General features: G+C 71.3%; 23 protein-coding genes and 4 tRNA genes. 9 read left to right on the forward strand and 18 right to left on the reverse strand.

The annotated features are described in order from the left end of the window. Positions 1–129: 129 nt before the first annotated feature. From rplA to ACFV2S_RS28685, 5 genes are all read right to left on the reverse strand, one after another. Positions 130–858, reverse strand: coding sequence for a 50S ribosomal protein L1 (gene rplA / locus ACFV2S_RS28665; protein WP_385564940.1), 729 nt, complete (start codon positions 856–858; stop codon positions 130–132). 79 nt (positions 859–937) lie between these two features. Continuing rightward, positions 938–1372, reverse strand: coding sequence for a 50S ribosomal protein L11 (gene rplK, locus ACFV2S_RS28670; protein WP_030687894.1), 435 nt, complete (start codon positions 1370–1372; stop codon positions 938–940). Between the two features lie 158 nt (positions 1373–1530). Next, complete coding sequence (nusG, locus tag ACFV2S_RS28675; protein WP_385564943.1) at positions 1531–2415, reverse strand: transcription termination/antitermination protein NusG; 885 nt, start codon at positions 2413–2415, stop codon at positions 1531–1533. 43 nt (positions 2416–2458) lie between these two features. Continuing rightward, positions 2459–2746: a preprotein translocase subunit SecE gene (gene secE, locus ACFV2S_RS28680; protein ID WP_329854469.1), complete on the reverse strand. Its 288-nt coding sequence runs from the start codon at positions 2744–2746 to the stop codon at positions 2459–2461. 103 nt (positions 2747–2849) lie between these two features. After that, positions 2850–2922 (reverse strand) — tRNA-Trp (locus ACFV2S_RS28685). Positions 2923–3127: 205 nt separating this feature from the next. Here ACFV2S_RS28685 and ACFV2S_RS28690 point away from each other — a divergent pair. Both ACFV2S_RS28690 and ACFV2S_RS28695 read left to right on the forward strand, forming a co-directional pair. Then, positions 3128–4354 carry a pyridoxal phosphate-dependent aminotransferase gene (locus tag ACFV2S_RS28690; protein ID WP_383789901.1) on the forward strand — a complete coding sequence of 409 codons (1227 nt, stop codon included), beginning with the start codon at positions 3128–3130 and terminating at the stop codon, positions 4352–4354. Between the two features lie 119 nt (positions 4355–4473). After that, entirely contained in the window at positions 4474–5490 is a 1017-nt protein-coding gene (locus tag ACFV2S_RS28695) for an adenosine deaminase (RefSeq protein WP_385564948.1), read from the forward strand. Here the strand turns inward: ACFV2S_RS28695 and ACFV2S_RS28700 are convergent. Next, positions 5483–6079: a TetR/AcrR family transcriptional regulator gene (locus ACFV2S_RS28700; protein WP_385564952.1), complete on the reverse strand. Its 597-nt coding sequence runs from the start codon at positions 6077–6079 to the stop codon at positions 5483–5485. The two genes, ACFV2S_RS28695 and ACFV2S_RS28700, sit on opposite strands and share 8 nt — an antisense overlap. A gap of 87 nt (positions 6080–6166) precedes the next feature. Between ACFV2S_RS28700 and ACFV2S_RS28705 the strand changes: the two genes are divergently transcribed. After that, positions 6167–6799: an NAD(P)-dependent oxidoreductase gene (locus ACFV2S_RS28705; protein ID WP_385564955.1), complete on the forward strand. Its 633-nt coding sequence runs from the start codon at positions 6167–6169 to the stop codon at positions 6797–6799. An 11-nt stretch (positions 6800–6810) separates the two neighbouring features. Here ACFV2S_RS28705 and ACFV2S_RS28710 read toward each other — a convergent pair whose 3' ends face one another. From ACFV2S_RS28710 to ACFV2S_RS28735, 6 genes are all read right to left on the reverse strand, one after another. After that, positions 6811–7869, reverse strand: a complete 1059-nt coding sequence (locus tag ACFV2S_RS28710) for a UDP-N-acetylmuramate dehydrogenase (RefSeq protein WP_385564958.1) — start codon at positions 7867–7869, stop codon at positions 6811–6813. A gap of 54 nt (positions 7870–7923) precedes the next feature. Further along, positions 7924–8352: a MaoC family dehydratase gene (locus ACFV2S_RS28715; RefSeq protein WP_383789916.1), complete on the reverse strand. Its 429-nt coding sequence runs from the start codon at positions 8350–8352 to the stop codon at positions 7924–7926. Positions 8353–8354: 2 nt separating this feature from the next. After that, positions 8355–8807 (reverse strand): MaoC family dehydratase N-terminal domain-containing protein, encoded by a 453-nt coding sequence (locus tag ACFV2S_RS28720; protein WP_329854479.1) that lies wholly within the window; start codon positions 8805–8807, stop codon positions 8355–8357. A gap of 104 nt (positions 8808–8911) precedes the next feature. After that, positions 8912–9076: a 50S ribosomal protein L33 gene (gene rpmG / locus ACFV2S_RS28725; protein ID WP_003956487.1), complete on the reverse strand. Its 165-nt coding sequence runs from the start codon at positions 9074–9076 to the stop codon at positions 8912–8914. Positions 9077–9164: 88 nt separating this feature from the next. Continuing rightward, a tRNA-Met gene (locus ACFV2S_RS28730) sits at positions 9165–9237 on the reverse strand. 44 nt (positions 9238–9281) lie between these two features. Continuing rightward, positions 9282–9354 (reverse strand) — tRNA-Thr (locus ACFV2S_RS28735). A gap of 205 nt (positions 9355–9559) precedes the next feature. Here ACFV2S_RS28735 and ACFV2S_RS28740 point away from each other — a divergent pair. Together ACFV2S_RS28740 and ACFV2S_RS28745 are read left to right on the forward strand one after the other, a co-directional pair. Then, positions 9560–10837, forward strand: a complete 1278-nt coding sequence (locus ACFV2S_RS28740) for an amidohydrolase family protein (RefSeq protein ID WP_385564963.1) — start codon at positions 9560–9562, stop codon at positions 10835–10837. A 2-nt stretch (positions 10838–10839) separates the two neighbouring features. Continuing rightward, entirely contained in the window at positions 10840–11496 is a 657-nt protein-coding gene (locus tag ACFV2S_RS28745; protein ID WP_385564966.1) for an NAD(P)H-binding protein, read from the forward strand. Positions 11497–11555: 59 nt separating this feature from the next. Here the strand turns inward: ACFV2S_RS28745 and ACFV2S_RS28750 are convergent. Then, positions 11556–11637, reverse strand: a tRNA-Tyr gene (locus tag ACFV2S_RS28750). A gap of 194 nt (positions 11638–11831) precedes the next feature. Between ACFV2S_RS28750 and ACFV2S_RS28755 the strand changes: the two genes are divergently transcribed. The 4 genes from ACFV2S_RS28755 to ACFV2S_RS28770 all read left to right on the forward strand — a co-directional run bounded on the left by ACFV2S_RS28755 (position 11832) and on the right by ACFV2S_RS28770 (position 14775). Further along, entirely contained in the window at positions 11832–12323 is a 492-nt protein-coding gene (locus tag ACFV2S_RS28755) for a YajQ family cyclic di-GMP-binding protein (RefSeq protein WP_361739607.1), read from the forward strand. Positions 12324–12411: 88 nt separating this feature from the next. After that, positions 12412–12909 carry a methylated-DNA--[protein]-cysteine S-methyltransferase gene (locus tag ACFV2S_RS28760; protein ID WP_385564970.1) on the forward strand — a complete coding sequence of 166 codons (498 nt, stop codon included), beginning with the start codon at positions 12412–12414 and terminating at the stop codon, positions 12907–12909. Then, on the forward strand, positions 12906–13535 hold the full coding sequence (locus ACFV2S_RS28765) for an alpha-ketoglutarate-dependent dioxygenase AlkB family protein (RefSeq protein WP_385564973.1): 630 nt from the start codon (positions 12906–12908) through the stop codon (positions 13533–13535). Before ACFV2S_RS28760 ends, ACFV2S_RS28765 begins: the two co-directional genes overlap by 4 nt. Positions 13536–13545: 10 nt before the next feature. After that, the gene (locus ACFV2S_RS28770) at positions 13546–14775 is read left to right on the forward strand and encodes an APC family permease (protein WP_385564975.1); all 1230 of its coding nucleotides are present in this window, start codon (positions 13546–13548) and stop codon (positions 14773–14775) included. A gap of 385 nt (positions 14776–15160) precedes the next feature. Here ACFV2S_RS28770 and ACFV2S_RS28775 read toward each other — a convergent pair whose 3' ends face one another. The 5 genes from ACFV2S_RS28775 to ACFV2S_RS28795 all read right to left on the reverse strand — a co-directional run bounded on the left by ACFV2S_RS28775 (position 15161) and on the right by ACFV2S_RS28795 (position 20121). Then, complete coding sequence (locus ACFV2S_RS28775; RefSeq protein WP_383789936.1) at positions 15161–15559, reverse strand: YccF domain-containing protein; 399 nt, start codon at positions 15557–15559, stop codon at positions 15161–15163. Next, a complete protein-coding gene (gene htpX / locus ACFV2S_RS28780) occupies positions 15556–16419 on the reverse strand; it encodes a zinc metalloprotease HtpX (protein ID WP_383789939.1) in 864 nt (287 codons plus the stop codon). Before htpX ends, ACFV2S_RS28775 begins: the two co-directional genes overlap by 4 nt. A 155-nt stretch (positions 16420–16574) precedes the next feature. After that, positions 16575–17030 carry a large conductance mechanosensitive channel protein MscL gene (gene mscL / locus ACFV2S_RS28785; protein ID WP_385564978.1) on the reverse strand — a complete coding sequence of 152 codons (456 nt, stop codon included), beginning with the start codon at positions 17028–17030 and terminating at the stop codon, positions 16575–16577. Between the two features lie 38 nt (positions 17031–17068). Beyond that, positions 17069–18571, reverse strand: coding sequence for an NADH-quinone oxidoreductase subunit N (locus tag ACFV2S_RS28790; RefSeq protein ID WP_385564981.1), 1503 nt, complete (start codon positions 18569–18571; stop codon positions 17069–17071). Next, the gene (locus ACFV2S_RS28795) at positions 18568–20121 is read right to left on the reverse strand and encodes a NuoM family protein (RefSeq protein ID WP_385565003.1); all 1554 of its coding nucleotides are present in this window, start codon (positions 20119–20121) and stop codon (positions 18568–18570) included. The genes ACFV2S_RS28790 and ACFV2S_RS28795 overlap by 4 nt, the downstream gene beginning before the upstream one ends. Positions 20122–20139 lie beyond the last annotated feature (18 nt).

Below are 20139 nucleotides of genomic sequence, written 5' to 3' on the forward strand. Positions count from 1 at the left end.
GGGCTTTGTCTCACGTGTGTCCCCCCCCCTTTCTACTTTTAGGTGGTTTTATAACCCGTACCAAAAACCCGGCCCCCGCCCGCGGGGGGGGGGGGGGGGCCGGCTGACCACTCAGTGAACCGGTGAGGTTCAGACCGCGGCCGGGTCCTCCTCGACGAGGAGGTTGCGGGTGCGGTTGGAGTCCAGCGGGATGCCGGGGCCCATCGTCGTGGTGAGGGTCGCCTTCTTGATGTAGCGGCCCTTGGCGGCGGACGGCTTCAGACGGAGGATCTCCTCCAGCGCCGCGGCGTAGTTCTCGACCAGCTTCGTCTCGTCGAAGGAGACCTTGCCGATGATGAAGTGCAGGTTCGAGTGCTTGTCGACGCGGAACTCGATCTTGCCGCCCTTGATGTCGTTGACAGCCTTCGCGACATCGGGGGTGACGGTGCCGACCTTGGGGTTCGGCATGAGACCACGCGGGCCGAGGACGCGGCCGAGGCGGCCGACCTTGCCCATGAGGTCCGGGGTGGCCACCACGGCGTCGAACTCGTTCAGGCGGTTGCCCTTGGAGATCTCGTCGATGAGCTCGTCGGAGCCGACGATGTCGGCGCCCGCGGCGATCGCGGCCTCGGCACGGTCACCGGTCGCGAAGACCAGGACCCGGGCGGTCTTGCCGGTGCCGTGCGGAAGGTTCACGGTGCCACGGACCATCTGGTCGGCCTTGCGCGGGTCGACGCCCAGGCGGAAGGCGACCTCGACGGTGCCGTCGAACTTCGTGGTGGCGGTGTCCTTGGCGAGACGGACGGCCTCGAGAGGAGCGTAGTTACGCTCGCGGTCGATCTTGGCGTCCGCAGTGCGGAGAGCCTTGCTGCGCTTCAACTTCTTCTCCTGTTGGTTCAGGTGTGGAGTCGTGGTGCGGGCCGGCGCTGGCCCTACCACTAGGTCACGAGGGGGGTGATCAGCCCTCGACCGTGATGCCCATGGAGCGGGCGGTGCCAGCGATGATCTTGGACGCGGCGTCCAGGTCGTTGGCGTTCAGGTCGGGGAGCTTGACCGTGGCGATCTCGCGGACCTGGGCGGCCGTGAGCTTGGCGACCTTGGTCTTGTGCGGCTCGCCGGAGCCCTTCTCCACACCCGCGGCCTTGAGGATCAGCTTGGCGGCCGGCGGAGTCTTCGTGATGAAGGTGAAGGTGCGGTCTTCGTAGACCGTGATCTCCACCGGCACGACCATGCCACGCTGCGACTCGGTCGCGGCGTTGTAGGCCTTGCAGAACTCCATGATGTTGACGCCGTGCTGACCGAGCGCGGGGCCGACCGGCGGGGCCGGGTTCGCCGCACCGGCGTTGATCTGGAGCTTGATAAGCCCCGTGACCTTCTTCTTCTTGGGAGGCATTGCTCTCTCCGGGTCCTAGTGAGAGTGTTCAGCCCGCCATCCGGTCATCCGGATGGAGGCATACCGCACAACGATAACGGGTATAGACGTGCGGCTAAAAACCGAGCAGGTCAGAGCGGCTGCGAGAGCCACTCTGACCTGGTCGGAAGACGGTGAGATCAGTTCTTCTGGATCTGGTCGAAGCTCAGCTCGACCGGGGTCTCGCGACCGAAGATCTCGACGAGGCCCTTGACCTTCTTCGAGTCGGGGTTGATCTCGTTGATCGTGGCCTGGAGGGTCGCGAAGGGGCCGTCGGTGACGGTGACCGAGTCGCCGACCTCGAAGTCCAGGACCTGGACCTCCAGCTTGCGGGCGGGAGCCGGCTTGCCCTCGGCCTCGGCGGCCTCGCGGGCGGCCTTCTCCTCGGCCTCCGGGGCGAGCATCTTGACGATCTCGTCCAGGGTCAGCGGGTACGGGTCGTAGGCGTTGCCCACGAAGCCGGTGACACCGGGGGTGTTGCGGACGACGCCCCAGGACTCGTTCGTCAGGTCCATGCGGACGAGAACGTAGCCGGGAAGCTTGTTCTGCTTGACGTTCTTCCGCTCGCCGCCCTTGATCTGGACGATCTCTTCCTCGGGGACCTCGGCCTGGTAGATGAAGTCCTCGACGTTGAGCGAGACGGCACGCTGCTCGAGGTTGGCCTTCACGCGCTTCTCGTAGCCCGCGTAGGTGTGGATGACGTACCACTCGCCGGGGAGGGTGCGGAGCTCCTCGCGGAGCGCGGCGACCGGGTCGACCGGGGCGGCCGGCTCGGCCTCCTCCTCGGTCTCTTCCTCGGCGTCCTCGTCCTCGTCCTCGACCTCGACGGTGACGACGGTCTCGTCCTCGTCATCCTCGTCGGTCTCGTCCTCGTCGACCTCGTCGGTCTCGACGTCCTCGTCCGCAGCGTCCTCAGCAGCGTCGACCTCGACGTCCTCGACGTCCTCGTCGGCGGCCTCGACGATGTCCAGCTCGTCCTCGACGGACTCGGACTCGAAGGCGTCGTTCAGGTTCGCGTCAGACACGGTGGCTGCTTCTTCCTGCGATACAGATGGGTGGAACAAAAAGTCAGCCGAAGACGTACTTGACTGCTTCCTGGAAGCCATAGTCAATCACGGTGACAAGGCCGATCATGATGACGACGAAGACGATCACCACGGTGGTGTACGTCGACAGCTGGCTGCGCGTGGGCCAGACGACCTTGCGGAGCTCGGCGATGATCTGGCGGTAGAAGAGCGCGAGACGGCCCAGGGGGCCCTTCTTTCCGCGCTTCCCGCCCTTGCGGGACTTCTTCTTCGACTCTGCGGTCTCGTCGTCGGCATCAGGCATGTCGATGGAGCCTACGGCGTCCGTCACGATCTCTCACCTGATTCCGGGTCGGCCGTGCCGCGCCCGGGTGGAGCCGCACGGCGGTGCAATGAAGTACGTACATGCGCACAACACCTGGCGGTGTGTGTAGCAGGGCCGGAGGGACTTGAACCCCCAACCGCCGGTTTTGGAGACCGGTGCTCTACCAATTGAGCTACGACCCTTTGTCGGTGCCCCCCAACGTACCGCATCGTGAGATGTGGTCGCTGTGGGCCAACGAGGAGTGAGCATACGTGGTCATGGGCCCCTACGTCGAACAGAAAGCACGCCGACCTGCCGTCGGACGCGCGTACGACCGGGAATGACCGTTCCTGTCCGGTCCGTGAAACCTGTGTGCCGGGCTCCGAGGCGGTCTGGGACGATGGCCGCATGAGCGCTGCTACCCCTCCCACCGAGCGTCGGGTCTCCGCCCGGATCGGTGCGATCTCCGAGTCCGCCACCCTCGCCGTCGACGCCAAGGCCAAGGCCCTCAAGGCCGCCGGGCGCCCGGTGATCGGTTTCGGCGCGGGTGAGCCCGACTTCCCGACCCCGGACTACATCGTCGACGCGGCCGTCGAGGCCTGCAAGAACCCCAAGTACCACCGCTACACGCCGGCCGGCGGCCTGCCCGAGCTGAAGGCCGCGATCGCCGCCAAGACGCTGCGCGACTCCGGTTACGAGGTCGACGCCTCCCAGGTCCTGGTGACCAACGGCGGCAAGCAGGCGATCTACGAGGCCTTCGCCGCGATCCTCGACCCGGGCGACGAGGTCATCGTCCCGGCGCCGTACTGGACGACGTACCCCGAGTCGATCCGTCTCGCGGGCGGTGTCCCGGTGGATGTCGTCGCCGACGAGACCACCGGATACCGGGTCTCGGTGGAGCAGTTGGAGGCTGCCCGCACGGAGCGGACCAAGGTCGTCCTCTTCGTGTCGCCCTCGAACCCGACCGGCGCGGTGTACAGCGAGGCGGACGCCGAGGCGATCGGCCGCTGGGCCGTCGAGCACGGTCTGTGGGTCCTGACGGACGAGATCTACGAGCACCTGGTCTACGGCGACGCGAAGTTCACCTCGCTGCCGGCGATCGTGCCCGAGCTGCGCGACAAGTGCATCGTGGTGAACGGTGTGGCGAAGACGTACGCGATGACGGGCTGGCGCGTCGGGTGGATCGTCGGCCCGAAGGACGTCGTGAAGGCCGCCACGAACCTCCAGTCGCACGCCACGTCCAACGTGAGCAACGTGGCGCAGGTGGCCGCGCTCGCCGCCGTCTCCGGCAACCTGGACGCGGTCGCCGAGATGCGCACCGCCTTCGACCGCCGCCGCCAGACGATCGTGCGGATGCTGAACGAGATCGAGGGCGTGTACTGCCCCACGCCGGAGGGCGCGTTCTACGCGTACCCGTCGGTGAAGGGCCTGCTCGGCAAGGAGATCCGCGGCAAGCGCCCGCAGACCTCGGTCGAGCTCGCCGCCCTGATCCTCGACGAGGCCGAGGTCGCGGTCGTCCCGGGCGAGGCCTTCGGCACCCCGGGCTACCTGCGCCTGTCGTACGCGCTCGGTGACGAGGACCTGGTGGAGGGCGTGTCCCGGATCCAGAAGCTGCTCGCCGAGGCGACGGACTGATCCTCGTGCGGTGCGGGCCCCCGGTTCTCCGGAACCGGGGGCCCGTTTTTGCGTTCTAGCAAGGTCCCGATCGGGGAAAGGGACTGCATTCGTCCATTCGAGTGCGGCAGTATCGGCCGATGGAGCACGTACGCGATCTCACCCTGTTGCCCAAGGCCCATCTGCACCTGCACTTCACCGGTTCGATGCGGCCCACGACCCTGCTCGAACTGGCCGACAAGTACGGCGTGCATCTCCCGGAGGCGCTCAAGAGCGGTACGCCTCCCCGGCTGCGGGCGACCGACGAGCGCGGCTGGTTCCGCTTCCAGCGGCTCTACGACATCGCCCGCTCCTGCCTGCGCTCCCCCGAGGACATCCGGCGACTGGTCCGGGAGGCGGCCCAGGAGGACGTCAGGGACGGCTCGGGGTGGCTGGAGATCCAGGTCGACCCGACCTCGTACGCCCCGCACCTCGGCGGTCTGATCCCGGCCCTGGAGATCATCCTGGACGCGGTCGACGCGGCCTCGCGCGAGACCGGGCTCGGGATGCGGGTGCTGGTCGCGGCGAACCGGATGAAGCATCCGCTGGAGGCGCGGACGCTGGCGCGGCTCGCGGTGCGCTTCGCGGACCGGGGCGTGGTCGGCTTCGGTCTCTCCAACGACGAGCGGCGGGGCATGGCCCGGGACTTCGACCGGGCCTTCGCGATCGCGCGCGAGGGCGGCCTGCTCGCGGCCCCGCACGGCGGCGAGCTGACGGGCCCCTCGTCCGTACGGGACTGCCTGGACGACCTGCGGGCGGCGCGGGTCGGCCACGGGGTGCGGTCGGCGGAGGACCCCCGGCTGCTGCGCAGGCTCGCCGAGAGGGGCGTGACCTGCGAGGTGTGCCCGGCGTCCAACGTGGCGCTCGGGGTGTACGAGAAGCACGAGGACGTGCCGCTGCGGACGCTCTTCGAGGCCGGGGTGCCGATGGCGCTCGGCGCGGACGACCCGCTGCTGTTCGGCTCGCGGCTCGCCGCGCAGTACGAGATCGCCCGCCGGCACCACGGGTTCACGGACGCGGAGCTGGCCGAGCTGGCCCGTCAGTCGGTGCGGGGTTCGGCGGCGCCCGAGGACGTGCGGGCGAAGCTGCTCGCGGGGATCGACGACTGGATCAGCTGATGCCCCGGAGCAGGGTGCGGGCGAGCGTGCGGGCGAAGTCGTCGAGTGAGTCCGGCGGCCTGCGGTCGGGGCTCGCCTCCCAGGCGAACGAGCGCTGCACACAGGCTCCGAGGAGCAGGGACGCGGCGGCGACCGGGTCGGCGTCGGCGGCGATGCGCCCGTGCCGCTGCTCGGCGCGGAGGTAGGCGGCGAGGCCTTCGATGGGCTTGTGGGGGCCCATGCCGTAGGTGCGCATGGCCTCCTCGTGGCGCCGTTTGAGCTGCGGCTCCGCGTACAGGGAGGCGACGACCGGGAAGGTCTGCTCGTAGAAGAGCGCGGCCTGCCGGGCGACCTCGGCGAGGTTCTCCTCGACGGTGCGGCCGCCGGGGTCGTGGGCGAGCGTGCCGAGGAGTCCGCCGAGCTGGGGGAGGCGCTCGTTCAGGACGGTCAGGAACAGCTCTTCCTTGCTGCTGAAGTACTTGTAGAGCGCGGCCTCCGAGCAGCCGGCCGCCCTGGCGATCTCCTTGGTGGTGGTGCGGGCGAGCCCCGCCGTCCGCATGAGGTCGCGGGCGGCGTCGACGATCCGGGTCCGTGTCGGCCTCTGTTCCATGCATCCTCCAGCCACGCTTGACGTCAGAGTGAGTATCCACTCACCCTGGAGGTGAGTGAATACTTACCCACCCGGGGAGGGTGCGACATGAAGCTCACAGTCTTCGGCGCGACCGGCGGCATCGGCCAGGAGATCGTCCGCCAGGCGCTGGCTTCCGGACACGAGGTGACGGCGGTGGTGCGGGACCCCGCGCGGCTCACGGTGACCGGCGCGCGCCTGACGGTCCTGAGGGCCGACCTCACCGACCCCGAGGTCCTGCGCGGGGCCGTCGCGGGCCGGGACGCGGTGCTCTCCGGCCTCGGGGCCCGCACCCGGGCGGACGCGGGCGTGGCGGCCCGTCTGACCCGCTCGGTGCTCACCGCCATGGAGGCCGAGAAGACGCGCCGCCTCCTGGTGGTCAGCGCGGCCCCGCTGGGCCCGGTCCCGGAGGGCCAGGGCCTCGTCGACAGGGCGGTGCTCTCGGTGATCAACTCCGTCCTGAAGGACGTCTACGCCGACCTGCGCGTCATGGAGTCCGACCTCGCCGCGAGCAACGCCGACTGGACCTCCGTACGCCCGCCCAAGCTGACGGACAAGGCGGCCACCGGGCGGTACCGCACGGTCGTCGGCGGCACCCCGCCCCGGGGCCGCTCCCTGGCCCGCGCGGACGTGGCGCACGCGATGCTGGCGATGATCGACGACCCCACGACGGTCAAGCAGGGCGTGGGCGTCGCGTACTAGGGCGAAGGGTCCTAGAGCTCCACGCCGACGGTGACGGGCTCGTTGACGAGGGTGATCCCGAAGGCCTCCCGCACGCCGGCGACGACCTCGCGGGCGAGGGCCAGGAGGTCCTCGGTGGTCGCCCCGCCGCGGTTGGTGAGGGCGAGCGTGTGCTTGGTGGAGATCCGGGCGGGCCCGGAGCCGTACCCCTTGGTGAAGCCCGCCCTGTCGATCAGCCAGGCCGCCGAGGTCTTCACGGCGCCGTCCTCGCCCGCGGGGAAGGCCGGCGGGGTGACGTCCGGTCCGAGCCGCTCCCCCACGCGCGCGAGGAAGGCCTCGTACTCCCCCGCCGTGAGGATCGGGTTGGTGAAGAAGGAGCCGGCGGACCAGGTGTCGTGGTCCTCCGGGTCGAGGACCATGCCCTTGCCGGCCCGCAGCCGCAGCACGGTCTCGCGGGCGGCGGCGAGCGGCACCCGGTCCCCCGCCTCCACGCCGAGGGCGCGGGCGGTCTCGGGGTACCTGAGCGGGGCGGACATGCCGTCCGCTTCCTCCAGCTCGAAGCGGACCCGCAGCACCACGTACCGGTCGGGCCGGTCCTTGAAGAGGCTGTGCCGGTACGAGAAGGCGCACTCGGCGTTCGTGAGGGTGACGGTCTCCTCGGTGCGCCGGTCGTAGGCGACGACCTCGGTGATCGTGGCGGAGACGTCCTGCCCGTAGGCGCCGACGTTCTGGATGGGGGTGGCGCCGGCCGAGCCGGGGATGCCCGCCAGGCACTCGATCCCGGCGAGACCGGCCTCGACGGTCCGGGCGACGACGTCGGTCCAGACCTCGCCGGCGGCGACCTCCAGCCGGTTCCCGTCGAGGGTGAGGCCCGTGGTGGCGATGCGCAGCGCGGTCCCCTCGAAGCCCTTGTCCCCGATGACCAGGTTGGATCCGCCGCCGATGACGAGCAGCGGGGTGGCGGTGCGGTCCGCCTCGCGGACCGCCGCGACGACCTCGGCGTCGGTGGTGGCCGTGACGAGCCGGGCGGCGGGACCGCCGAGCCGGAAGGTGGTCAGGGGCGCGAGGGGGGCGTCGTTGAGGAGCTGCACGGGCCCAAGGGTACTTACCCGCCGCGCGCGCGGCGGGCAAGCACCCTCCCGGGCTCAGGCGAGGCGGACCACGGCCCGGGACTGGCCCAGGACCTTCTGTCCGGCGCTCGTCGCCGTGATGTCGACCCGCACCCGCTGGTCCTCCAGCTTGGCGCCGACCTTGGCGGAGACCTCGATCAGCGCGCCGGTCCCGTCGTTCGGGACGACGACCGGCTTGGTGAAGCGGACGCCGTACTCGACGACGGCGGCGGGGTCACCGGCCCAGTCGGTGACGACCCGGACCGCCTCGGCCATGGTGAACATGCCGTGGGCGATGACGTCCGGGAGGCCGACCTCGACCGCGAACTTCTCGTTCCAGTGGATCGGGTTGAAGTCCCCGGAGGCACCGGCGTACTGCACGAGCGTGGCGCGGGTCACGGGGAAGGTCTGCGCGGGCAGCTCGGTGCCGACCTCGACCTCGTCGTAGGCGATCTTCGCGGTCATGGTCAGGCCCCCTCGGGTGCGCGGGAGACGAGCTTCGTCCAGGCGGTGACGACGTGCTCGCCGGAGGCGTCGTGGACCTCGCCGCGGATGTCCAGGATGTCGTTGCCGGCCAGGGACTTGATCGCCTCGATGGTGGAGGTGACCGAGAGCCGGTCCCCGGCACGGACGGGCCGGGTGTAGGAGAACTTCTGGTCGCCGTGGACGACGCGGCTGTAGTCGAGGCCCAGCTGGGGGTCCTCGATGACGGCGCCGGCCGCCTTGAACGTGATGGCGAACACGAACGTGGGCGGGGCGATCACCTCGGAATGCCCGAGCGCCTTGGCCGCCTCGGTGTCGGTGTACGCGGGATTGGCGTCACCGATCGCCTCGGCGAACTCGCGGATCTTCTCGCGGCCGACCTCGTAGGGCGCGGTGGGCGGATAGGTCCGGCCCACGAAGGACTGGTCGAGCGCCATGAACTCGATACCTCCTGCTGAATGTGTTGCCTCTGGTGCGGACGGTGCCGACAAACGACACGAGGCCGCCCCCGATGTGGGGACGGCCTCGTGTACGAGCCTGATTAACGCGTCTCGCGGTGCGCGGTGTGCGAGTTGCAGCGAGGGCAGTGCTTCTTCATCTCAAGACGGTCCGGGTTGTTACGCCGGTTCTTCTTGGTGATGTAGTTCCGCTCCTTGCACTCCACGCAGGCCAGCGTGATCTTCGGGCGGACGTCGGTGGCAGCCACGTGAGTGCTCCTTGACGGACGGATGGACGGATGAACGCATAGAAGAGTAGCCGATCGAAGGACCGACCCCACAATCGGCTACTGTCTGTAGCGGTGACCGGACTTGAACCGGTGACACAGCGATTATGAGCCGCTTGCTCTACCGACTGAGCTACACCGCTTTGATGATCCGGATCCCGTCCGAAGACGAGATCCCTCTCACCAGAGCCCCAATACGGAATCGAACCGTAGACCTTCTCCTTACCATGGAGACGCTCTACCGACTGAGCTATTGGGGCGAGCGAGGAAGACATTACACGGTCTCCGGCCCATCACCCAAATCCGTTTCCCCACGGGCCCGCGACGGCCCCCACCAGGCGTCCCGTACGCCACTCGTGGCCTCATCGGTACGACTATTGCGCTCCTCCCGGAAGGTCGTTCCGAGCGCCCCTAGGCTCGGCCCCACGCTGCGTGATCTTGATCCTGAGGAACCGTGAGGAGCCGATGTCAGCCGACAGCAAGCAGCCCCAGCCGCCCGAGGACGGGGCCACCACCGCCGACTCGACCTCGCTCCTGCTCTCCCACGCGCGCCTCACCGACGGGAGGACCGTCGACGTGCGGCTCGCCGGCGGCCGGATCGAGGCCGTCGGGACCGCGGGCAGCCTCGCCGCCGTGGGCGCGCGGGTCGACCTCACCGGCTACCTGCTGCTGCCCGCCGCCGCCGAACCCCACGCCCACGCCGACACCGCGCTCTCCGCCGACACCCCCGGCCCCGTCTCGTACGCCCCCGAGGAGGTGCAGCGGCGGGCCACCGAGGCGGCGCTGCTCCAGCTCGGCCACGGCGCGACGGCGCTCCGCGCGCACGTGCGCATCGGCGACGTCCACGGACTCGGCCCGCTCGAAGCGGTGCTCCAGGCCCGCCGCTCGCTGCGCGGCCTCGTCGACCTGACGGCCGTGGCCGTGCCCCGGCTGCTCACGGGCGTCGCGGGCGCGGACGGGCTCGCGATGCTGCGGGACGCGGTGCGGATGGGCGCCGGCGTGGTCGGCGGCTGCCCGGACCTCGACCCGGACCCGGCGGGATACGTGGAGGCGGTGCTCGAGGTCGCGGCCGAGCACGGCGTCCCGGTCGACCTGCACACCGACGGGGAGGACCCGGCCCGGCTCGCCCGGCTCGCGGCGATGGCGGGCGGGCTGCGGCCCGGGGTGACGATCGGGCCGTGCGCCGGGCTCGCCCGGCTCCCCGCCGACGCGGCGCGGCGGGCGGCGGACCGGCTGGCGGCGGCCGCGGTGACGGTGGTGTGCCTGCCGCAGGGCGGCTGCGGCGGCACGGAGGCGCGCGGGGCGGCGCCGGTGCGGCTGCTGCGGGCGGCGGGGGTGCGCCTCGCGGCGGGCAGCGGGGCGCTGCGGGACGTGGCGAATCCGGTGGGGCGCGGGGATCCGCTGGAGGCGGCCTACCTGCTGGCCTCGCTCGGCGGGCTGCCGCCCCAGGAGGCGTACGGGGCGGTGAGCGCGGACGCGCGGGCGGTGATGGGCCTTCCGGAGGTGCGGGTGGAGGCCGGCTTCCCGGCGGAGCTGCTCGCGGTGCGCGGCGAGCGTCTGGCGGGCGTGCTGTCCCTGGCGTACAGCCGGATCGTGGTGCACCGGGGGCGGGTGGTGGCCCGGACGAGCGCGGTGCGGGAGTACTGCGACTCGGCGGCGGCGCTGGACCTGCCGCGTCAGGCGCGTCCGGAGCGCCCGCCCGAGCCGGGGAGCCCTCCGGCCGGACCCGTCGTACGGTCGTGAGTATGCGCATCGTCATCGCTGGAGGACACGGACAGATCGCCCTGCGCCTGGAGAGACTGCTCTCGGCGGGCGGGCACGAGGTCGCGGGGATCATCCGCAGACCGGAACAGGGCACCGACCTGCGGGAGGCGGGCGCCGAGCCCGTCGTCCTGGACCTGGAGTCGGCGTCGGTCGAGATGGTCGCCGCGGTGCTGCAGGGCGCGGACGCGGCCGTCTTCGCGGCGGGCGCGGGCCCGGGCAGCGGAGCCGACCGCAAGGACACGGTGGACCGGGCGGCGGCGGTCCTGTTCGCCGACGCGGCGGAACGCGCGGGCGTGCGCCGGTACGTCGTCGTCTCCTCGATGGGCGCGGACGCCTCCCACCCGGGCGACGAGATCTTCGACGCCTACCTGCGCGCGAAGGGCGCGGCCGACGACGAGGTCCGCTCGCGCACGGCGCTGGACTGGACGATCCTGCGGCCCGGCTCCCTGACGAACGACGCGGGCACGGGCATGGTCCGCCTGGAGGCCCGCACGGGCCGCGGGCCGGTCCCCCGGGACGACGTGGCGGCGGTCATCGCCGAGCTCCTGGAGACCCCGGCGACCGCCGGACTGACCCTGGAACTGATCTCCGGCTCGGTCCCGCTCTCGGTGGCGGTGAAGGACATGGCCGGCAACTGACACCGACACCGGAAAACGAGTGAAGGTCCCCGGTGCGAGCACCGGGGACCTTCTTCACGTGGCGACGCCAGGATTCGAACCTGGGTAGGCTAAGCCGACGGATTTACAGTCCGCTCCCATTGGCCACTCGGGCACATCGCCATGGGTTCGCTGCCTCGGTTCCCCGCCTTTCTGCGGTGTTCCTTGGCAACGACGTAAACAATACCTGATCCCCGGGGGTGGTTCGCCACCGGATTGATCGGCGGCCGATCGGCGGCTGATCAGCGGTTCGGGCCGTGGCTCACCCCCTAGGCTTTGGGGGTACCCCACAGCATCCGAGCAAGGAGCCACGAGTCATGGCCGACTCCAGTTTCGACATCGTCTCCAAGGTCGAGCGGCAGGAGGTCGACAACGCCCTCAACCAGGCCGTGAAGGAGATCTCCCAGCGCTACGACTTCAAGGGAACCAACGCCAAGATCGAGTGGTCGGGCGAGAAGATCCTCATGCAGGCGAGCGGCGACGAGCGCGTCAAGGCGATCCTCGACATCTTCCAGACCAAGCTGGTCAAGCGCGGGATCTCGCTCAAGTGCCTCAAGGTCGAGGGCGAGCCGCAGCTGTCCGGCAAGGAGTACAAGCTCTTCGCCTCCGTCGAGGAGGGCATCTCCCAGGAGAACGCCAAGAAGGTCGCGAAGGCCATCCGTGACGAGGGCCCCAAGGGCGTCAAGGCGCAGGTCCAGGGCGACGAGCTGCGGGTCAGCTCGAAGAGCCGTGACGACCTGCAGGCCGTGCAGGCGCTACTCAAGGGCAAGGACTTCGACTTCGCGATCCAGTTCGTGAACTACCGCTGACGGTCGCGTCCGAATACCGCCAGCCTCGCGCTCGGCGGTCCCCGCACACTGGGTCTCAGGAAGACCCGTGCGGGGAGAGGAACCAGTCATGACCGTGTACGCGTACGTCGACGGCCCCCTGGGCGAGATGCTGCTCGTCGGGCAGCTCGCCGAAGGGGGCCGGGCCGTGCTGCGCTCACTGTCCCTGCCGGGGCAGAAGGGCGCCGTCGAGGTCGAGGACGGCTGGACGCTCGCGCCCGGGGCGTTCGCCGAGGCCGCCCGGCAGCTGGACGAGTACTTCGCCGGGCGGCGCGACCGGTTCGACCTGTCGCTCGACGCCGAGGCCGGGACCGCGTTCCAGCGGCGCGTCTGGCGGGCCCTGGAGGAGATCCCGTACGGGACGACCGTCTCGTACGGGGAGATCGCCAGCCGGGTCGGCTCGGCCGGCGCCGGGGTGCGGGCCGTGGGCACCGCGATCGGGCGCAATCCGCTGCTCGTCGTGCGGCCCTGCCACCGGGTGATCGGCGCCGACGGGAACCTGCGCGGGTACGCCGCCGGGCTCGACCGCAAGGAGCGGCTCCTCGGCCTCGAAGGGGCCCTCGTGTGAGCGAGGGGCTCTTCCCCCGCGAGCGGGTCACGGTGGCGCCCGGGGCGGTGCACGTGCCCGGGTGGCTCCCGTTCGCGCTCCAGCGCGAGCTGGTGGACGCCTGCCGCGCGTGGGGGCGCGGGCCCGTCCCGTACCGGCAGACGGTGCTGCCCGGCGGCGGTGTGATGTCCGTGCGGTCGCTGTGCCTGGGCCGGCAGTGGGTGCCGTACCGCTACCTCGACTCCGTCGGGGTCGCCCTGCCCGACCGGCTGGTCGCGCTGGGCCGCGAGGCGCTCGTCGAGGCCTACGGGGACCACGGGGGCTTCACGCCCGACACGGCGCTCGTGAACTTCTACGCGCCGGGGGCGCGGATGGGGATGCACCAGGACCGGGAGGAGCGCACCGGGGCGCCGGTGGTGTCGCTGAGCCTCGGGGACCGGTGCGTGTTCCGCTTCGGGAACGAGGAGAACCGCGGCCGGCCGTACCAGGACGTCGATCTGGCCTCCGGGGACCTCTTCGTCTTCGGCGGGCCGTCACGGTGGGTTCACCACGGGGTTCCCCGGGTGTTCCCGGGCACGGCCGAGCCCGCGCTCGGCCTGGCCGGGCGCCTGAACATCACGCTCAGGGAGACCGGACTCAGCGTCTAATGTGCGGTGCATGACATCGGAACTGCGCCGCTCACTGGGCCTCTTCGACGCGGTCGTGATCGGGCTCGGTTCGATGGTCGGCGCGGGGATCTTCGTCGCCCTGGGGCCCGCGGCGGAAGCGGCCGGATCCGGCGCGGGACTCCTCTGGGCCCTCGGGGCCGCCGCCGTCGTCGCGTACTGCAACGCCATGTCCTCGGCATCGCTCGCCGCCCGCCACCCCGCGTCCGGCGGCACCTATGTGTACGGTCGCGAACGTCTCGGTTCCTTCTGGGGACACCTCGCCGGCTGGGCCTTCGTCGCCGGCAAGACGGCCTCCTGCGCGGCGATGGCACTGACCGTCGGTGCGTACCTGTGGCCGGAGCGGGCGCACGCGGTGGCCGTCGCCGCCGTGGTGGCCCTGACAGCCCTCAACTACCGGGGGCTCCAGAAGTCCGCACTGCTCACCCGGGCGATCGTGGCGTTCGTCCTCGCCGTCCTCGCCTGCGTCGTCACGGTGTCCTTCCGGGCCGGCGGGAAGGAGCCCGCTGCCCTCGGCGGAGACCTCGCCACGGACGGGCTGCTCCAGGCCGCGGGTTTGCTCTTCTTCGCTTTCGCGGGGTACGCGCGGATCGCCACGCTCGGCGAGGAGGTCCGTGATCCGGCCCGCACGATCCCCCGGGCCGTGCCGCTCGCGCTCGGCCTCGCGCTCGCCGTCTACGGCCTCGTCGCGGTGAGCGTGCTCACCGTGCTCGGCCCCACGGCCCTCGCCGCCTCCCCCGCGCCGCTCGCCGACGCGGCCCGCGCCGCGGACGCCGCCCGGCTGGTGCCACTGGTCACGGCCGGCGCGGCCGTCGCGGCGCTGGGCTCCCTGCTCTCGCTGATCCTCGGGGTGTCCCGTACGACGCTGGCGATGGCCCGCGACGCCTACCTGCCGACGGCCCTCGCGGCCGTCCACCCCCGCTTCCGGGTGCCGCACCGGGCGGAGCTCGCGGTCGGCGCGGTGGTGGCCGTGACGGCGGCGACGGTGGACGTGCGGGGCGCGATCGGCTTCTCGTCGTTCGGCGTCCTCGTCTACTACGGGATCGCGAACGCCTCCGCCTGGACGCTGGGCGGCCGCCACCGCCCCCTGGCCGCGCTCGGCCTCGCCGGCTGCGCCGCGCTCGCCTTCGCCCTGCCGGTGGGGTCGGTGATGGCGGGGGCGGGGGTCCTGGCGGCGGGCGCGGTGGCCTGGTCGGTGACCCGCCCCCGAACGACCCGCTAGCCGCCGGCCAGCGCCGTTGCGGGCCCGCGCCGCGCCCGTTGTGGGCCCACCCCGCCCCGTTGTGGGCAATCGTTCCGCTGGGGCGGAACGGGTGGGCACAACGGAACGGCGCCCCGTGCCGGGCCTAGGCTCCCGCGCCCTGACCCGCACCGACAGGCGCAGCGCCCGGTGGTGCGGGTCCAGGCGCGGAACGCGGAGGCGCCGCTGAGCGCGCCGTCCCGTGTGCCCACCCGTCCCGCCCCAGCGGGACGATTGCCCACACGGGCAGCGGGCGGAGGCGCCCACGCGGGCAGCGGGGCACCGCCCCGCCGGGCGCGGGCCCATGCGGGCAGTGGGCGAAGGCCCGGCGCGGGCGCGGGCCCGTGCGAGGGGTGGGCGAGGTGGGTCAGGGGGTGTTGTAGCCGTAGGCCTGGTCCGTCGGGACGATCTCCTTGCCCAGGGGCAGCAGCGACACCGGGATCATCTTGAAGTTCGCGATGCCCAGCGGGATGCCGATGATCGTGATGCACAGGGCGATGCCCGTGGTGATGTGACCCAGCGCGAGCCACCAGCCCGCCAGGATCAGCCACAGCACGTTGCCCACGCAGGACGGCGCTCCCGCGTCGCGCCGGTCGACGACCGTGTGCCCGAAGGGCCAGAGCGCGTAGATCCCGATGCGGAACGCGGCGAGTCCGAAGGGGATGCCGATGATCGTGATGCAGAGCAGGACGCCCGCGGCCATGTAGCCGAGGAACATCCAGAACCCGCACAGGACCAGCCAAATGACGTTGAGGATCGTCTTCACGGGCGTCGACCTGCCATCTGTTCGAGCCGGGCGATCCGCTCGGCCATCGGCGGGTGGGTGGAGAACATCTTGGAGAGGCCCTGTCCGGGCCGGAACGGGTTCGCGATCATCATGTGGCTCGCGGTCTCGATCTTCGGCTCGGGCGGCAGCGGCAGCTGCTTGGTCCCGGCCTCCAGCTTCCGCAGGGCGCTCGCGAGGGCCAGCGGGTCCCCGGTGAGCTGGGCTCCGGAGGCGTCGGCCTCGTACTCCCGGGAGCGGGAGATCGCGAGCTGGATGACCGAGGCGGCGATCGGGCCGAGGATGAGGACCAGCAGGTAGCCGAGGAGGCCGGGGCCGTCGTCGTCGTTGGAGCGGCCGACCGGGATCAGCCAGGCGAAGTTGACCAGGAACATGATCACGGAGGCGAGTGCTCCGGCGACCGAGGAGATGAGGATGTCCCGGTTGTAGACGTGGCTCAGCTCGTGGCCGATGACCCCGCGCAGCTCCCGCTCGTCGAGGATCGCGAGGATGCCCTCGGTGCAGCAGACGGCGGCGTTGCGCGGGTTGCGGCCGGTCGCGAAGGCATTGGGCGCCTGCGTCGGCGAGATGTAGAGCCGGGGCATGGGCTGCCGCGCCTGCGTGGAGAGCTCGCGCACCATGCGGTACAGCGCGGGGGCCTCGAACTCGCTCACCGGGCGGGCGCGCATGGCCCGCAGCGCCAGCTTGTCGCTGTTCCAGTACGCGTACGCGTTGGTGCCGAGCGCCACGACCAGCGCGACGATCAGCCCCGTACGTCCGAAGAAGCTGCCGATGACGATGATGAGGGCCGAGAGCCCTCCGAGGAGGACCGCGGTCCTCAGCCCGTTGTGCCGGCGGTGCACGGTACGCCCTCCAAGTGGTGCGGCAGGGGAACCCTTTTCCTCGTGGTGTTCCTGGTGGTCCACTCGTCCAGTGGACCCTCCCGTACTGGTCAACGCCAGGCGGGAGGTTCGGGTTCCCCGGGCCGCGGGGGGTGCCGTGTGGGCCGTACGGGTGATCAGCGCGCGGCCGGGATCTTCTCCCTGCCGAGCGGGGCGGCGGTGGGCTCGACCTCGCTGGTGCAGTGGGCGCAGCGGGTGGCGACGGCCGGGATCTCGGTGAAGCAGCGGGGGCAGTCGCGCTTCTCGGCCTTCGGGTCGGCGGCCTCCTCCTTGGCGAACTTCGCCTGGATCTTCGTCATGGGGACGACGATGAGGAAGTAGAGGACGGCGGCCGTGATGACGAACGCGATGACCGCGGCGATGGCCAGGCCGTACGGGAAGACCGTGCCCTGGACCGAGAAGCTGGCCTCGCTGAAGTCGCCGACGGAGCCGGTGGCCAGACCGATGAGCGGGGTGATGAACGCCTTGCTGAAGCCGGTGACGACGGCCGTGAACGCGGAGCCGACGGCCAGACCGATGGCCATCGAGACGACGTTCCCGCGAAGTATGAAGTCCTTGAATCCGTTCAGCACGGGGTGTTGCTCCTCGGTATTTCTCGTGTGGGGGGAGGTCAGAACAGCGCCGTCGACGCGAAGCGGAGGGCGAACTGCGGGTAGCCCGACAGCACGACACCGGCGGCGGCGGTCAGCGCGATCGCCAGGGTGACCGGCGCGGGAGCCTTGTGCGGGACGGGCGCGCCCTCCGGCGTGCGGAAGAGCAGGGCCGTCCAGCGCAGGTAGTAGTACAGCGCGATCACGACGTTGACGCCCATGATCACGGCCAGCCACCCGAGGCCCGCGTCGACGGCCGCCGAGAAGACGGTCACCTTGGCGAAGAGGCCGATGATACCCGGGGGCAAACCGGCCAGATTCAGGAGGAAGAACCCGAGCGTGAGGGCCGCCGCGGGGCTGGCCGCGTACAGGCCCCGGTAGTCCGAGATCCGGTTCTCGGGGTGGGTGCGGGCGACGAGCGCGACGACGGCGAAGGCGCCGAGGTTCACCACGGCGTACATCAGGGCGTACGCGACGGTGGCGCCGACCTGGTCGTCACCGGAGTACGCGGCGGCCGCGATCGGCACCAGGAGGTAGCCGGCCTGGGCGACGGAGGACCAGGCGAGCAGCCGTACCGCGCTCCACGCGCGCGTGGACACCTGGCGCAGCGCCGCGACGTTGCCGGCGGTCATGGTGAGCGCGGCGAGGACGGCGAGTGCCGGGCCCCACACGTCCGCGTAGGACGGGAAGGCGACGACGGTCACCAGGATGAGGCCGGTGAAGCCGACGGCCTTGCCGACCACGGAGAGGTAGGCGGCGACGGGCAGCGGGGCGCCGACGTAGGTGTCGGGCACCCAGAAGTGGAAGGGGACGGCGGCCGTCTTGAAGGCGAAGCCGACGAGGGTGAGGGCGACCCCTGCCTCGGCGAGCGTCTGGAGCTGCCCGGGGACGTCGTCGAGGCGCTGGGCGATCTCCGTGAGGTGGAGGGTGCCGGTGGCCGCGTAGACGAAGCTGACGCCGAGCAGGGTGACGGCGGTCGCGGTGACGGAGGAGAGGAAGAACTTGAGGGCGGCCTCGCCGGACATGCGGTCGCCGCGCTTGAGGCCGACGAGCGCGAAGGCGGGCAGCGAGGCCACTTCGAGGGCGACGACGAGGGTGGCGAGGTCGCGGGAGGCGGGCAGCAGGGCGGCGCCGGCGGCCGAGGACAGCAGCAGGAACCAGTACTCGCCGGCCGGGAGCCTCTCGCGGGTCTCGTCCAGGGAGAGGAGTGCGGTGACCAGCGCTCCGGCGAGGACGAGCAGCTGGATGACGAGGGTGAAGTGGTCGGCGGTGTAGCTGCACGCGTCCGCGTGGGCCTCGGCCCGGGCCGTGGCGGTGAGGCAGAAGGTGGAGCGGTCGCCGGCCCGCAGCGGCAGGAGGAGGGCGAGGGCGGCGGTGAGGCCGCCGACCGCCGTCCAGCCGAGGATCCGCTTGCGCTCCGGCGGCACGAAGAGGTCGGCGACGAGGACGACGAGGGCGACCACGGCCGTGAGGGTGGGGGGCGCGATCGTGAGCCAGTCGACGGACTGGACGAGGGACGTCATCGGGGTCCTCCCGCGAGGAGCTGCTGGACGGCCGGGTCGGTGAGGCCGAGGAGGACGGCGGGCCAGAGTCCGGCGAGGACGGTGAGGGCGACGAGGGGGGTCCAGGCGGCGAACTCGTACCCCTGGACGTCGGCGATCGCCGTCTCGCCCTCCGGTCGCGGGCCGCCCATGCAGACGCGGCGGACGACGAGGAGGAGGTAGGCGGCGGTGAGGAGGGTGCCGAAGGCGCCGATCGCCATGAAGGTGAGGAACGCGGGGCGGCTGAGGCCCGCGGCCGGTTCGAACGCGCCGAACAGGGCGAGCATCTCGCCCCAGAAGCCGGCGAGGCCGGGCAGTCCGAGGGAGGCGACGGCGGCGAAGGCGAGGAGGGCGCCGAGGCGGGGGGCGCGGCCGTAGAGGGCGGCGCCGGTGGCGCCGGCCAGGGTGTCGAGGTCGGCGGTGCCGTACCGGTCCTTCACGGCACCGACGAGGAAGAACAGCAGGCCGGTGACGAGGCCGTGGGCGATGTTGGCGAAGAGGGCGCCGTTGACCCCGGTGGGGGTCATGGTGGCGATGCCGAGGAGCACGAAGCCCATGTGGCCGACGGAGGAGTACGCGATGAGGCGCTTGAGGTCGCCCTTGCTGCCGGGCCGCACGAGGGCGAGGCAGGCCAGCGATCCGTAGATGATCCCGGCGACGGCGAAGGCCGCGAGGTACGGGGCGAAGGTCCGCATGCCGTCGGGGGCGATCGGCAGGACGATCCGCACGAAGCCGTAGGTGCCCATCTTCAGGAGGACGCCGGCGAGGAGGACGGAGCCGACGGTCGGGGCGGCGGTGTGGGCGTCCGGGAGCCAGCTGTGGAGCGGCCACATCGGGGTCTTCACGGCGAGCCCGAGACCGATCGCGAGAACGGCGATGACCTGCACCGACGTGGTCAGGCCGCGGCCGTTGTCAGTGGCGAGTGCCACCATGTCGAACGTGCCCGCCTTCACGCCGATGAGGAGCAGGCCGAGCAGCATGACGACCGAGCCGAGCAGCGTGTAGAGGATGAACTTCCAGGCGGCGGCGCGCCTGCCCTCGCCGCCCCAGCGGGCGATGAGGAAGTACATCGGGATGAGGACCGTCTCGAAGGCCAGGAAGAACAGGACGAGGTCGAGGACGGCGAAGGTGGCGAGGGTGCCGGACTCCAGGACCAGGAGGAGCGCGACGAAGGCCTTGGGGGAAGGCCCGGAAGGCATCTTGAAGTAGCTGTACAGCGCGCAGAGGAAGGCCAGCAGCGCGGTCAGGACCAGAAGGGGGAGGGAGATGCCGTCGACACCGAGGTGGATGCGCACGTCGAGTGCCCTGATCCAGCTGATGTCCGTCGTGGCCTGCATCGTCGAGGGGTGGTCGTGGTCGAAGCCGAGGGCGAGGACGATCGCGGCCAGCAGGATGACGCCGGTGACGGTGACGCCGTGGCGGAGCACGGCCTGGTCGGGTGACTTCCCCTTCAGTCCGGGCGGGGCGGGGAGCAGAGCGGCGACGGCGCCGAGGAGCGGGCCGGCGACGATCAACGCCAGGAGGAACTGCATCACGGATTCGCTGATATC

Source organism: Streptomyces sp. NPDC059695, from assembly GCF_042733785.1.
Taxonomy (GTDB): domain Bacteria; phylum Actinomycetota; class Actinomycetes; order Streptomycetales; family Streptomycetaceae; genus Streptomyces.